The sequence below is a fragment of the Corynebacterium tuberculostearicum genome (genome assembly GCF_030229345.1).
Classification (GTDB): domain Bacteria; phylum Actinomycetota; class Actinomycetes; order Mycobacteriales; family Mycobacteriaceae; genus Corynebacterium; species Corynebacterium tuberculostearicum_G.
The window spans coordinates 87,429-100,975 of sequence record NZ_JASPGP010000006.1; the positions used below are offsets into that span (position 1 = coordinate 87,429).

Sequence of the window (13,547 nt, forward strand, 5' to 3'; positions counted from 1 at the left end):
CCATGACCAGCACTATTGACCAATTGCGCGCGCAGGCTTACCAGCTTGCCTTGCGGGGCATGTTCACACTGAGCCCGGAGCGTATCCACGAGATTATCAACACTGCGCTCAGCGGACTCCAAGCCGCCGGGCCAGCCAACCGAGCCCTGGCAAAGATCCTGCCGGTCAACGATCCAGTGCTGCGCCAAGAGGTCTTCGGAGTAGAATTTCCCCGCCCGTTGGGACTTGCCGCCGGGTTTGATAAAAACGCCGCGGCTGCTGATACGTGGGCTCCCATTGGCTTTGGCTTTGCAGAGTTGGGCACCGTCACCGCCCAAGCACAGCCCGGCAATCCTGCTCCGCGACTCTTCCGCCTGAAGGCCGATAAGGCCATCTTGAACCGGATGGGCTTTAACAATAAAGGTGCAGCTGCCGCTGCGGAAAACCTGCGCAAACGTCGCTACAGCGATGTCATTGGCATCAATATTGGCAAAACCAAAGTCACCCCTGCCGAGCATGCTGTAGAAGACTACCGCCGCTCCGCGTCGGTGTTGGGCGATTTGGCAGATTTCTTGGTGGTCAACGTTTCCTCGCCGAACACCCCGGGCCTGCGCGACCTGCAAGCAGTGGAATCGCTGCGTCCCATTCTCTCCGCCGTACAAGAATGCACCGCGGTTCCGGTGCTGGTGAAAATTGCCCCAGATCTTTCCGATGCCGACGTTGACGCCGTGGCAGACCTAGCCCTCGAACTCGGCCTCGACGGAATCGTAGCGACAAATACCACCATTTCCCGCGAAGGACTCAAGACCCCAGCCGCCGAGGTAAAGGAGATGGGTGACGGTGGCGTCTCCGGCCCTCCGGTAGCCGAGCGCTCCCTAGAGGTACTGCGCCGCCTCAATGAGCGAGTCGGCGGCCAGCTCACCCTCATCTCCGTGGGCGGCATCTCCACGCCGGAGCAAGCATGGGAACGCATCACTTCCGGCGCTTCCCTGCTGCAAGGCTACACCGGTCTCATCTACGGCGGTCCGGACTGGATCCGCGATATTCACCGCGGCATTGCCGCTCAAATCCGTGCCCACGGTATGAGCAATATTTCCCAGGCCGTAGGCTCCGGCCTCCCCTGGAAGCCCTTGGATTAGTCCAGCCCAAGGCTTTTCAACACAAGGTCCGCCTACTTCTCCTGCTGCACGCAGAGGAAGTAGGCGGACCCTTTGTCTTTGCTGTGCTGACTAGGTCTGCGCCATAACGCTGCGCCTGAGAACCAGTGCGCACAACACCGCGAAGCCGGCGTAGAACACGACCCAATACTGTGGTTGAGCAAATAAGACATCGCCGGGCACAAAACGGCTGGCTGCAATGATCACAATGGCGATGACCAATGCGGCAACCTGCGCGCGACTTCCCGCCTGACTTTTGCTCATGGTGCTAAAGGCCCCGACGATGACCGCGGCGACAATAATCGCCACTTTGGAATACGTCCATTCGAAATCGGCGCCCCAGCCATCCGTGAGAACGGAGATCAACGCAAAGAGCACCAGCACGAATGCGACCACCATGAAGGCGCCGCCGACCCGCAGCGCCGTCGGCGGGCTAGGCTGCGATGAAGTAGAGCTACTCGCCATTACTTCGCCTCGTACCAGCCCCACAAAATGGCACGGCCAAGAGCGTGGAAATGCAGGTTGAACCCAAGCACGGTCGGCGAAGCATCCGGATCGATGTCCAGCTTTTCTACGTCAACTGCGTGGACGGCATAGAGGTAGCGGTGCGGAGCGTGTCCGGCAGGCGGGTTAGCGCCGAAGTAGGTGCGCTCGCCCGAATCGTTGCGCAAGCTGATGACGCCGTCGATACCCAAGTCCTCTGCAGCACCGGCATTGGTAGGCAGTTCGCTTACCTCGACGGGGATATTGAACGCCGCCCAGTGCCAGAAACCAGACGCCGTTGGCGCATCTGGGTCGAAACAAGTTACGGCCAGGGACTTAGTGCCTTCCGGCAGCCCGGACCACGCAAGCTGCGGCGATACGCTCTCTGGGGCGCGGAGCTTTTCCTGCAGCTCGTCTCCTTCCACCACATCAGTGGACGAGAGAACGAAGGAAGGAACATCGCGCAGCGGCGCATAAGGGTCTGGTCCAGGAAAGCGGGAATCATCTGCATAAGAAGTCATAGACCCATTTGTACCCCACCTCACAAGCCGATGTCGATGTGGTGTAACCGCCGCACCCGGCATAATTTTTCCGCACACATGGAAAGCCCCTTCCCAGACTTACAACCGTGTATTTCCACACGCGGTTAACCGCAGCTTTTTCACACCATACGCTGGCGATTTGTAAAGCAAGCCTCGAGCAGGATACAGTATCGGAGTGCCCAGCCGAGAGGTTGATAAACACCCTGCCCGGGTGGCGGAATGGCAGACGCGCTAGCTTGAGGTGCTAGTGTCCTATTAACGGACGTGGGGGTTCAAGTCCCCCCTCGGGCACAACGGACCGGCGGTTACCACTAAGGTAGCCGCCGGATTTTTCTATTCAGTACTCCCACAAGGACTACGATCTCCCCCATGACCACACTTTTGAGTTGGGCGCGCAGCTTCGGCCATTTCCTCATGTCGCTCGCCCGGTCCGCTTGGCGGTCAATTCTCCAGTGGTCGATGCGGCGTTGGATAACCGTCCTCGCCGCCATCGTCACCGGCGTGGCCCTCCTTTATTTCTTTGATCTGCCGGACGTGGCTCAACTTCGCGAGGCCTCCACCCGCTATGGCGCCTGGTTCCCCCTCCTTTTCACCCTAGGTTATGTCATATTTACGCAGCTTCCCTTTCCTCGGACCTTCTGGACGGTAGCCGCAGGAATACTTTTTGGCCCATGGAAGGGCCTCGCCCTCTCCTTGTGCGCCCTGACGGTGTCAGCGGCCCTGTCGCTCCTCATCGTCCGCACGCTCCTTGGAGACTGGATCCGGCCGCACCTCACCCACCCCGCAGTGTTTAAAATTAACGCCCACCTGGAGCGGCGCGGCTGGCTGGCCATCGCTTCGCTGCGGATGGTGGCCGGCGTTCCCTTTAGCCTTCTAAACTACGTTGCCGCCCTAACTCCGGTGAAGCTTAGCCACTTCACCGTGGCCACCCTCCTCGGTTCCATCCCAACTACTGCCTTGGGTGTCTTCTTCGGTGATGCCCTCGCTGGCCACACTTCGCCTGGCATCATTGTCGCCATGGTGGCTTTTGCAGCCATCGGTATGGGCGGGCTGTATATGGATTCGCGTCTACCCACTCGCCCATAAGTCAAGTACGAGCGGTAGACTATGTCGCAATTGGTTCCTTAAGGAGGATTTTCTGTGCTTGCTGTCCACGCCCGCTACCGGGGCCGCTCCGTGCGTCGCGCAGAGTTGGTCCAACGCTCTGCAACAGCGCTGTCCACCCTCAATGGCGTGGGCGAGTTCCACGTGCTCGGCGTGGAAGATATTTGCGCCGTAGTTGATTCAGCAACTGCCGTGTGCGACGTGGTCATGGCCCTGCTTGCCGACGGCGACTGGGCCATCGGCATCGGCATTAGCCCCGGCAACCAAGAAGATGAGGAAGGCGCGCGCCAGGTAGCAACCGCTGCATTGCGGAAGTCCGCCCGCATGGGGCAGGTCTACGCCAAACTCAACAAGCGCGGCCGCGCCTCGGAGGCGAGCGATATTGCGGCCACCTTTGCCCTGCTTGGGTACGTTCTACACAAGCGCACCATCGAAGGGCGCGAAGCAACCTCGCTCGTCCGCGCAGGACTTAACCAGAATGAGGCCGCCGAAGAGCTGGGAATTTCCAAGCAGGCCATGTCGCAACGCCTCCAAGCGGCCGGCTGGAGCGCCGAGATGGCGGGGTGGCAGTTGGCCGTCAACCTCATTGAACGCGCCAACCTTGCCCATCCCTAGAGCAAGTCAGACTTGCTCAACTCAGGTGTAGTAACGAAGTCCACCAGGCGCTCCACGGCGCCGATGAGGCTGGAGTCTAGATCGCGGAAGGAATGTACGGCGTTATAGACGTGACGCCACCCATCCTTCGGGTCGCTCCACCCTACGCGGCGGCAAATACCGGTTTTCCAATCCTCGCCGTAGGGCACATCTGGCCATTCGCGCAGGCCTACGCGCTGCGGCTTTACCGCCGCCCAGATATCGATGAAGGGGTGTCCAGTTACCAGGACATGCTCTCCCACGGTTTCCGTTAAGCGGGTTTCCTTAGAGCCTTGAACCAAGTGATCGGCCAATACGCCGACCCTGCGGCCAGGCCCCGGCTGAAACTCTGCGAGGCGCGCCTCCAAGTTGTCCAAGCCCTCGAGGTATTCGACTACCACGCCTTCCACTCGCAGGTCGTGACCCCACACTTTTTCCACAATGGCCGCATCATGCACGCCTTCCACCCAAATGCGCGATGGCGCGGCAACCTTTGCCTCCACGTTTTCTACGCGGCGGGAGCCGGAGTTGGACTTGCGGGGTGCCTGCTTTTCGACGTACCGGGTAAGCGTTACCGGCTTTCCTTCCACTAGGAACCCGCCTTTAACCAGGTTAAAGACCCGTTCTACGCCATGGCGATCCTCAAGGCGAACCACCTCACCGAAAACGGTTTTATCCACGCCCATAACAGCCCCCACAAAGTCATCGCCGCGCACTTCCACTACCATTCCGGGCTCGGCTGGTACTTCCGGGTACTGGCGCGGCTTCGACCGCGAGTGGCCAGCAAAAATATCTCCGCCATAAGGATCAAAACTCATGGCCCGTTAGTCTATCTACTAGACTGGCTCGCCATGGATATGCGCGCCGAAGTATGGTCACCTTTACAAAACACCGCCGTCTGGCTTGGCTCATGGCTGTGGGGACGTGAAACCACCGATGACTTGCTGGACGCGCTTACTGAGCTTGGCGGACGCCCAGAATGCTGGGACGAATCCCCCTTCGTCGATCTGCTAGCCATGCTACGCGCGGAGACTTCCGAACTCACCGCTCATCGCGGTGTACGTGCAGAGCCTATTGTGCGCCTCGCACTGTCCGGACCAGGCGAGCCGCCTGCATTGCCGGCAGGGTCGGAGTCTTATCGCGCGGCCGCACAAAGTTCTGCCGGAGCAATCATAGTTCGCACCAATGATCCCCTGCGTAACTTAGTCCTCATTCCCCACATTCGCCACAGCCATACAGCGTGGCAAGTGGTCGTCGAAAAGCAGCAGCTCCCCGCGCCCGCCTGGCTAAGCCCCGGTGAAGCCGACGCCCTCCTCTCTCAAGCAACCAATGAGTCCGCCGATCTCATCTCCGCAACCGGGTATAGCACCGAGGCCTTGCCCAACCCCCGCCTCACCGTGGGAACCCTGAGCGACTTCTATGACACACCTGGCCTTCCCCACTCAACGCCAGCTCGAGCAGCCAAGCTCTTTGCCCGAGCCGATCGGGTAGCCGCAATCATCGAAACCGTCACTGACCGCATCAATGACCACAGCCTTGACCCACAATTGCTTCGCTTGTGGCGCCACATACGCCAGGCCCGCATGACGGGCGTGTCTTATGCGCTTGGAGAATTTGCCCGTTAGCGGGACCAGATATCGCAGCACCCCTCTGCGCACGGCGCACCATTGACCGTACACCCTTGCACCGTGACACTCCCGGTGGTCTCCCACTCGCGGCCCTGCTCTAGTTCATCGATGAGATCAACGACCATCTCCGCAAACCGTGGAGTCGGACCCGCTGTCCGGGTGCGCAGGACCTTGACACCCATCTCGTCTGCCGCCTTCTGCAGCTCGGAATCGAGATCCCAGATAACCTCCATATGATCAGAGATGAAGCCGATCGGGCATACCACGACCGTGTCGATACCTTCGTTGTGGTGGATATCAGTGGTGTGATCAACAATGTCAGGCTCGAGCCACGGCGTGCGTGGATTGCCCGAACGTGACTGCCATACAAGGTCATAATCAGAAATACCAGCTTGTGCGGCCACCAACCGCGATGCCTCTGCCACCTGGCGGGAGTAAAGGTTTTTATCGCCTTCCGCGCCGCCCACGTTGTCGTGCGCGACGGGGACCGAGTGGGCAGTAAATAGCATGCGAGTGGATTCCTTCTTTTCTTCCGGAACCTGTCCCCAGACCTCTGTGACGGCGGCTGCCATTTCGGCCACGAACTTCGGATGATCGAAGAATTGGCGAATCTTAGTAAATTCAATGTCCGGCAACCCCTGCTCCGCCAGATGCTCACGCATCTGCTGGATGTCCTCATCATATTGCCGGCATGCGGAGTACCCACCCCATGCAGAGGTAGCGAAGACAGCTACCTTGCGCACCCCGTCCTGAGACATCTTCTCCGCAGTCTCACTGGCAAAGGGATGCCAATTTCGATTGCCAAAGTAGACCGGTAGATTATGTCCGCGTTTTTTCAGCTCCCCTTCGAGATGATCGATGATTTCGCGGTTAAGTGCATTGAGCGGACTTACCCCTCCGAAGTGGTAATAGTGCTCGCCCACCACTTCTAGCCGCTCGCGAGGGATACCTCGACCTCGGGTAACGTTCTCCAAAAAAGGAACGACCTCCTCGTTTCCTTCCGGGCCACCGAAAGAAAGAACGAGGAGGGCGTCGAAGTTTTGGGCATTCTGTTGTGCGTCAGTCATGCCCTAAACAATACCAACCAAAAGTTGGAGATTAGAGAAGGCGCACGACATCCGGAGTAGCGCCACCCCAGCGTACTGGGACTACTGAAACAGTCTGACCAGACTGTGGCGCTTCAATCATTTGGCCGTCGCCTAGGTAAATAGCTACGTGCTGGCTTCCACCAGCTCCGTAGAAGATAAGGTCACCGCGCTGTGCATTCGCGCGAGGAACCTTCTTGCCCTGCTGGTACTGCGCACCAGTGTAGTGAGGAAGGTCCAGGCCGGCTGCCGCGTAGGCGTACTTGACTAGCCCCGAGCAATCGAAGCCAGACTGACCGAAGTCACCGAAGGAATCAGCCACGCCACCATCGCGAAGCCCACCAGTAGGACCATTATTATCGCCGCCACCCCACACATAAGGGACGCCGACCTGAGACTCAGCGCGAGAAATCACGGCCTCAATCTGAGCGTCTCGGCCCGCGTCTGCACCGGTGGTGCTTTCCTCTACTTCAGACACTTCATCCACTTCGGGGGCGTCAACGCTGGCGGCAGGTGCAGTATTCGGGCTGCCCAAACCGAGCAAGTCAGACGAGCCCTGCATGAGGGTGCGCACATCGTCCTCATCAACGGCTGCAGCGATATCATTCGCAAGTCCGAGCGCATCGTTCACAGAGGACCCAGTGCCGAAATCGACGTTCTGGAACGTCGGCGTTGCACCCTTATTGAGGGCGTTTCCAAAGTCCGCTTCTGGAGTAGTCTTATCCTGCTTAGCAACGGATGGAGCCTCCGGATTATCGGCAACGTCCGCACTGCCAGGAGCCTCAAGCGATCCCCGATCTACTACCTCATCCGTAAAGCTCTGAGACTTGTCCTCGGAAATCAAGTCTTCAGAGTTGACTGCAAAGGCGTTAGTCGAAGCTACAGAATCAAGATTATCAACTTGATTTGGCAAGGTTGGAAGAGAATCCTGCTGCGAGAGCTGCACCCCGTTTGCTGCCTCCTCTTGGAGCACAGCCTGCTGCTGGCGGGCAAAAGTGGCCTCCGCAAACCTTTGGGTAGCGTTTAGGCGCGCTTCATTCTGGGCCAGCTCTCGGCGCTGCTGCGCAACCCGATTCTCGGCTTCTCGCTTTTCCTCACCCGCCTGGCGCAGCTCATCTTCCAAGCTGGCAACATACTCTTCATTAGTGCCCGGCTCGCCGTTCACTTGTTCCAATTGGGTTCGGATCTGAGCAATGCGGTCTTCCGCTCCGGAAACATCCGCTTCCGCGCGACCTAGCTCTGCCCGGGACTCCTCTACAGCGGCCTGCAGTGAATCTGCATTGGCAACCGCACGGTCAATTGCTACGTGGTCTGAGTTTTGGTCCTGGACCGTACCCGGGTTTGGCGTCGATACTTCATCGGCGCCCGCTGGGGCTACGGTGGAAAGCGTTGAAATAGCTGCGGTACCTGCTACTGCAGCAATGAAAGCGCGAACATGTCGAATGCGCGGAAGGCGAATGGTGGCCACTGAAATACTCCTAGATTGGGCCCACGCTGCTCGTTTAGTGAGAGTCCATGAAGACTCCGGACATAGGTATGCCCGGGATCCCCGCCTGCATATTTCGCACAAACACAGGCGTTATCGCATGCCTTATTGGGTGGCCTAGGAAATCGCTTCGACTAGATATCTATAGCTACGCGAAACTATCCCCTGGCGCCCGCAGACACTAGAGCGGTAACTGGTATTGGACTGCCTACATTGGCTGAGACTTCACTCCGGGTGTGCACATTCTGTGGACGCTCAGCAGACTTAGGGCTTTCATGTTGGAACTAGAGAGAGTTGAGGACGATTGCTGCGCCGATACTGGACGACTCTAACCGCTACTGTTTCCCCACAACAGCGATATCCAGACAACTTGCACTCTGGCAAGAGAGCCTAAAGGTCTACTTGCGTGAGTCCGACAAGTCGGCCACGAATGGTCTACAACTATTCTCTGTTCAAACAAATTCCCACGACTGCGAAATCCACATCTATTCTTCGCTGTGCGCGACATACGCTCCAGGATGCGTCTAACAACCCGCGATTCCGTATGCCCCGATCACGTCTTCGTTGCACTGAGCACCGTGAGAACTGCTCTACGGGTTCTGGCAGACCTCGCCGCGGCGCCGACCGGAACCCAAAAGGTCTAGCCTTTTAGTACTACCGAGCCGTCGAGGGCAAGCAGCCACAAACCATGAACAGGCCGCACGAAGCTGACCCTTGTGGAGTGATTTGGCGTTCCCAGACCCTATCCCTATGGACCTCTCCGTACGCACCTTCTGCAACAACAGGCTTTCAGCCTTAGCCATATAAAGGTTCGCACCAAAATTTCCACACGGTGGAGTTCTAATGAACCCGTCTCACCTCATAAACGGAAGGTGGGTTGATGTGTAATTTTTCGAACATTGTAATCGCTCAAGTTCTTTGCCTGCGTTCCCAATCGCTATCGAAAGGTCCCGGTTCATTGACTTCCAAGAACGGCCACTCGACGTTCTAACTTTCGCTCGAGGCGTGCTTCCCCACATACCCGTGCGAGTTCTCTCGTGACAGTCAAGGCTAAGCCCATGAGCCCAGGAAGCAAGAAATGTCTCCTGAGTCGACAACCGAACCTTACGTCACGACACGCCCGTTTCGCACAATTTTCCCGCAATTCACGTGAGTCAAGTTAATTCACATGACTCAACATGTGCACCTAACCTGCAATGATTTTGTTACCGTCCCGTTATTGTGACTTTAATCACTATCAAACCGGAGTCCCATACGCTCTACCAACCCCGAGTCTGACCACGACCAGGACAACTGAACCACTCCCCCACCGGATGTCAACCCCTAAGGGTTTACTTTGACCACTCCCCCGCCCCATCCACGATCCCCAATTAGGCATCCGGCTCACGCTAAGTCCAGGCCGAACTTCTGTCTCCCCAATCCGCAACCGACTCTCCCGGCACCCCGTGAGTGAACGAAACTGCGTCATCCACATTCGCCCGGAGTTCTTCAGTACACGCCTTCGGGACAGTTGCCCGAATTTTCCACGCATCAAAGGCTCGCAAAAGTTTCACCCTCTAACGCGATACTTTCTCGAACAAACTTAATTTTCAGGTACTATTTGTCGAATTCTGGAAGGCCATGTTCCACGGTTCTCGCCCGGCTTTCATTACTGGCCGGCTCGCACCCTCAGCTTCCGTAGATCCTCTTCAACTATTAGGGCTTGCGACGGCCGGCCGCCAGGAAAGAGCCAACCAATACAATCACGGCGATTACGGCAACTGCCCCCACCACTGCGCCGACCGGGAAGCTGATTTGGTCTAGCCCCCTGTAGTACTCAGACAGAAGGTCTACTTGTTCGACCCCAGGCGGGATCTGCGCCTGTACCGACTCAATGTCAGCGCGGCTATAAGTGTCACTAACGGAAGAAACATGGCGCGGGGTTTGTACGATGACGGTGTTCAAACCTGTCGCATCCTGGAGCTCTTGGGCAATGTCACGGACATCAGGTGCACGATCAGCCACCACATCAACCACAGCCACTCCGTCACCGTCTCGCAAGCCTTGAGCTACCTCCGCGTTGAGCTGTGCATCTTGGCTGAGCGTTGGGGACGTGTAGGCCACGCCGTCCTCTTCCAGCTGGCCTGCCAAATCAGCTACATCTACGCCCGCGGGAACCATGTGTATCTCTTCCTTATATATAGGGCTCCTAAACTTCTTCTCCCCCAAGATACGGGCGGGCCACAGACGTCCATCCCCTCAACTCGCCGAATTTCTCAAAAAGGTGAAAACAGAACGCTTGTACTGTTACAATGGCAGCGACCGAAGGTTTTAGCCTCTACAATATCTAGGTGAACCATCGCGTTCTTTGTCGCCTTCAACACAGCAGGCCCCATGGTCGCGTCGAGTCACACTCGTGACCGTTGACGCTGAGCACTGCCCCGCTGTGACGAAAGGCGGCGAGTACCAAACAGAACACACTGTTTATTAACAAGGAATGGAGCTCCCTGTGACTGAAAGCTTGAACTCCTTCGAGGCCAAGAAGACCCTTGACGTCAACGGCAAGTCTTATGACTACTTTGACATCAACACCGTCTCCGGCTTGGAGAAGTTGCCTTACTCCCTCAAGGTGCTGGCAGAAAACCTGCTGCGTAACGAGGACGGCAAGAACGTAACCAAGGATCACATTAACGCCTTGGCAAACTGGGATCCGGAGGCAGAGCCGGACACCGAAATCCAGTTCACCCCAGCGCGCGTCCTCATGCAGGACTTTACCGGTGTTCCTTGCGTTGTTGACCTCGCCACCATGCGTGAGGCCGTCTCCGCACTGGGTGGTACCCCAGATCAGGTTAACCCTCTCAACCCGGCCGAAATGGTCATTGACCACTCCGTCATCGTTGAGGCTTTCGGCTCTACCGATGCGCTGGAAAAGAACGTTGAAATTGAGTACCAGCGCAACGAAGAGCGCTACCAGTTCCTTCGCTGGGGTGCTGAGAACTTCTCCAACTTCCGCGTAGTTCCTCCGGGAACCGGCATCGTCCACCAGGTAAATATCGAGTACCTGTCCCGCGTTGTATTCGACAACGAGGGCCTCGCTTACCCGGATACCTGTATCGGCACTGACTCCCACACCACCATGGAAAACGGCCTGGGCATTCTTGGCTGGGGCGTCGGCGGCATCGAAGCAGAGGCTGCCATGCTCGGCCAGCCGGTATCCATGCTCATCCCGAAGGTCGTAGGCTTCAAGCTGACCGGTGAGATTCCCACCGGCGTTACTGCAACCGACGTCGTTCTTACCATCACCGAGATGCTGCGCGAGCACGGCGTTGTTCAGAAGTTCGTTGAGTTCTATGGCAACGGTGTTAAGTCTGTCCCGCTGGCAAACCGCGCCACCATCGGCAACATGTCCCCTGAGTTCGGTTCCACCGCTGCGATCTTCCCGATTGACGAGGAGACCACCAAGTACCTCGAGCTCACCGGCCGCCCGCAGGAGCAGATCGACCGCGTCGAAGCCTACGCCAAGGCACAGGGAATGTGGCTGGAGGAGGACGCTCCAGAGGCAAAGTACTCCGAGTACCTCGAGCTGGACCTGTCCACCGTTGTTCCTTCCATTGCCGGCCCGAAGCGCCCGCAGGACCGCATCCTGCTGACCGAGGCCAAGGAGCAGTTCCGCAAGGATCTGGCTAACTACACCACCGACGAGGTTTGCGTTGACGAATCCTCTGTCGAGGCAAAGCGCATGTCCGCAGAAGGCGGCGCCCCAGCTATGGAGGACGTCACCGGCGGCTTGAACAAGGCTCGTGAGGGTCACGGCGAGTCCTCGGCTATTGGCGCGAAGGGCCGTCACTCCAACCCAATTACCGTTGAGTCCCAAAACGGTGGCGAGTTCACCTTGGACCACGGCATGGTTGCCATTGCCTCCATCACTTCCTGTACCAACACCTCTAACCCATCCGTCATGGTGGGCGCAGGCCTTATCGCCCGTAAGGCAGCAGAAAAGGGTCTGCAGTCCAAGCCATGGGTTAAGACCATCTGTGCTCCTGGCTCCCAGGTTGTTGATGGCTACTTCCAGCGTGCAGACCTGTGGAAGGACCTCGAAGCCATGGGCTTCTACCTCTCCGGCTTCGGCTGCACCACCTGTATTGGTAACTCCGGCCCACTGCCGGACGAGGTTTCTGCAGCCATCAACGAGAATGACCTCGCTGCGACCGCGGTCCTTTCCGGTAACCGCAACTTTGAGGGTCGTATCTCCCCGGATGTCAAGATGAACTACTTGGCTTCTCCAATCATGGTCATCGCCTACGCCATCGCCGGCACCATGGACTTTGACTTTGATGCACAGCCGCTGGGTCAGGATAAGGAAGGCAACGATGTCTTCCTGAAGGACATTTGGCCATCCCCGCAGGAGATTGAGGACACCATCCAGTCCGCTATCTCTCGCGAGATGTACGAGGCTGACTACGCCGACGTATTCAAGGGCGACGATGCTTGGCGCAACCTGGACGTGCCGGAGGGCGAGACCTTCAAGTGGGATGAGGATTCCACCTACATCCGCAAGGCTCCTTACTTCGACGGCATGCCTACCGAGCCGAACCCGGTTGAAGACATCAAGGGCGCACGCGTGCTGGCAAAGCTGGGCGATTCCGTCACCACTGACCACATCTCCCCTGCTTCCGCTATTAAGCCGGGCACTCCAGCTGCGCAGTACCTCGATGAAAACGGCGTTGCCCGCCAGGACTACAATTCCCTGGGCTCCCGTCGCGGTAACCACGAGGTTATGATGCGCGGTACCTTCGCAAATATTCGCCTGGCCAACCAGCTGGTCGACGTCACCGGTGGCTACACCCGTGACTTCACCCAGGAAGGCGGCCCACAGGCCTTCATCTTCGATGCTTGCCAGAACTATAAGGAAGCCGGCATTCCGCTCGTTGTCATTGCTGGTAAGGAGTACGGTACTGGCTCTTCCCGCGACTGGGCAGCTAAGGGCACCAACCTGCTTGGTGTGAAGGCTGTTATCACTGAGTCCTTCGAGCGTATCCACCGTTCCAACCTGATTGGCATGGGCGTTATCCCACTGCAGTTCCCGCAGGGCGAGTCCCACGAGTCCTTGGGCTTGGACGGTACGGAGACCTTCGACATCGAGGGCATCTCCGCCTTCAACGATGGCTCCATCCCGAAGACCGTCCACGTCACCGCTACCAAGGAATCCGGCGAGGCCGTGGAGTTCGATGCTGACGTCCGCATCGACACCCCGGGTGAGGCTGACTACTTCCGCCACGGCGGCATCTTGCAGTACGTTCTGCGTCAGATGGTCAAGAACTAAGCGTCTTCGCGCAGTCCTTTAGCCCAACCGATGGGTTAAAGGACTAAGTTCAGTCGACAACGCGGGGTTGCACCGCCCTCTCTCAGGAAGGGCAATGCGGCCCCGCGTTTCGTCACGTCGACTTTATTTCTTATTTAAAATTACTGAT

Annotated in this window: 11 protein-coding genes and 1 tRNA gene; 6 read left to right on the plus strand and 6 right to left on the minus strand. The window is 57.8% G+C overall.

Features of this window, described 5'->3' with window-relative positions; all coding sequences use genetic code 11:
- Positions 1 to 2: 2 nt before the first annotated feature.
- Positions 3 to 1,118 (plus strand): quinone-dependent dihydroorotate dehydrogenase, encoded by a 1,116-nt coding sequence (locus QP884_RS05890; RefSeq protein ID WP_284821256.1) that lies wholly within the window; start codon positions 3 to 5, stop codon positions 1,116 to 1,118.
- 90 nt (positions 1,119 to 1,208) lie between these two features.
- On the opposite strand, the gene QP884_RS05895 is transcribed toward QP884_RS05890, so the two are convergent.
- Both QP884_RS05895 and QP884_RS05900 read right to left on the minus strand, forming a co-directional pair.
- Positions 1,209 to 1,601: a hypothetical protein gene (locus tag QP884_RS05895; RefSeq protein ID WP_284821258.1), complete on the minus strand. Its 393-nt coding sequence runs from the start codon at positions 1,599 to 1,601 to the stop codon at positions 1,209 to 1,211.
- A complete protein-coding gene (locus tag QP884_RS05900; protein WP_005324806.1) occupies positions 1,601 to 2,140 on the minus strand; it encodes a YbhB/YbcL family Raf kinase inhibitor-like protein in 540 nt (179 codons plus the stop codon). The genes QP884_RS05895 and QP884_RS05900 overlap by 1 nt, the downstream gene beginning before the upstream one ends.
- 226 nt (positions 2,141 to 2,366) lie before the next feature.
- On the opposite strand from QP884_RS05900, the gene QP884_RS05905 reads away from it, so the two are divergent.
- The 3 genes from QP884_RS05905 (at position 2,367) to QP884_RS05915 (ending at position 3,880) form a co-directional block, all read left to right on the plus strand.
- Positions 2,367 to 2,452: transfer RNA gene (locus QP884_RS05905), tRNA-Leu, on the plus strand.
- A gap of 78 nt (positions 2,453 to 2,530) precedes the next feature.
- A complete protein-coding gene (locus QP884_RS05910) occupies positions 2,531 to 3,247 on the plus strand; it encodes a TVP38/TMEM64 family protein (RefSeq protein WP_284821260.1) in 717 nt (238 codons plus the stop codon).
- 54 nt (positions 3,248 to 3,301) lie between these two features.
- A complete protein-coding gene (locus QP884_RS05915) occupies positions 3,302 to 3,880 on the plus strand; it encodes a MarR family transcriptional regulator (protein ID WP_198493063.1) in 579 nt (192 codons plus the stop codon).
- On the opposite strand, the gene QP884_RS05920 is transcribed toward QP884_RS05915, so the two are convergent.
- Complete coding sequence (locus QP884_RS05920) at positions 3,877 to 4,716, minus strand: DUF3097 domain-containing protein (protein WP_200435636.1); 840 nt, start codon at positions 4,714 to 4,716, stop codon at positions 3,877 to 3,879. The genes QP884_RS05915 and QP884_RS05920 overlap by 4 nt on opposite strands.
- Positions 4,717 to 4,749: 33 nt before the next feature.
- Between QP884_RS05920 and QP884_RS05925 the strand changes: the two genes are divergently transcribed.
- Positions 4,750 to 5,523 carry a hypothetical protein gene (locus QP884_RS05925; protein WP_284821262.1) on the plus strand — a complete coding sequence of 258 codons (774 nt, stop codon included), beginning with the start codon at positions 4,750 to 4,752 and terminating at the stop codon, positions 5,521 to 5,523.
- On the opposite strand, the gene QP884_RS05930 is transcribed toward QP884_RS05925, so the two are convergent.
- From QP884_RS05930 to QP884_RS05940, 3 genes are all read right to left on the minus strand, one after another.
- Positions 5,520 to 6,593 (minus strand): ferrochelatase, encoded by a 1,074-nt coding sequence (locus tag QP884_RS05930; protein WP_284821263.1) that lies wholly within the window; start codon positions 6,591 to 6,593, stop codon positions 5,520 to 5,522. The genes QP884_RS05925 and QP884_RS05930 overlap by 4 nt on opposite strands.
- 31 nt (positions 6,594 to 6,624) lie before the next feature.
- Positions 6,625 to 8,079, minus strand: coding sequence for an NlpC/P60 family protein (locus QP884_RS05935; protein WP_284821265.1), 1,455 nt, complete (start codon positions 8,077 to 8,079; stop codon positions 6,625 to 6,627).
- A 1,713-nt stretch (positions 8,080 to 9,792) separates the two neighbouring features.
- On the minus strand, positions 9,793 to 10,257 hold the full coding sequence (locus QP884_RS05940) for an Rv1476 family membrane protein (protein WP_239228800.1): 465 nt from the start codon (positions 10,255 to 10,257) through the stop codon (positions 9,793 to 9,795).
- A 328-nt stretch (positions 10,258 to 10,585) separates the two neighbouring features.
- On the opposite strand from QP884_RS05940, the gene can reads away from it, so the two are divergent.
- The gene (gene can, locus QP884_RS05945; RefSeq protein ID WP_284821267.1) at positions 10,586 to 13,399 is read left to right on the plus strand and encodes an aconitate hydratase; all 2,814 of its coding nucleotides are present in this window, start codon (positions 10,586 to 10,588) and stop codon (positions 13,397 to 13,399) included.
- Positions 13,400 to 13,547: the final 148 nt, after the last annotated feature.

Coding starts and splice junctions, on each gene's coding strand:
- QP884_RS05925 (WP_284821262.1), top strand. CDS start 4,750: ATGGATATGCGCGCCGAAGTATGGTCACCTTTACAAAACACCGCCGTC.
- QP884_RS05890 (WP_284821256.1), top strand. CDS start 3: ATGACCAGCACTATTGACCAATTGCGCGCGCAGGCTTACCAGCTTGCC.
- QP884_RS05910 (WP_284821260.1), top strand. CDS start 2,531: ATGACCACACTTTTGAGTTGGGCGCGCAGCTTCGGCCATTTCCTCATG.
- QP884_RS05895 (WP_284821258.1), bottom strand. CDS start 1,601: ATGGCGAGTAGCTCTACTTCATCGCAGCCTAGCCCGCCGACGGCGCTG.
- QP884_RS05900 (WP_005324806.1), bottom strand. CDS start 2,140: ATGACTTCTTATGCAGATGATTCCCGCTTTCCTGGACCAGACCCTTAT.
- QP884_RS05940 (WP_239228800.1), bottom strand. CDS start 10,257: ATGGTTCCCGCGGGCGTAGATGTAGCTGATTTGGCAGGCCAGCTGGAA.
- QP884_RS05920 (WP_200435636.1), bottom strand. CDS start 4,716: ATGAGTTTTGATCCTTATGGCGGAGATATTTTTGCTGGCCACTCGCGG.
- QP884_RS05930 (WP_284821263.1), bottom strand. CDS start 6,593: ATGACTGACGCACAACAGAATGCCCAAAACTTCGACGCCCTCCTCGTT.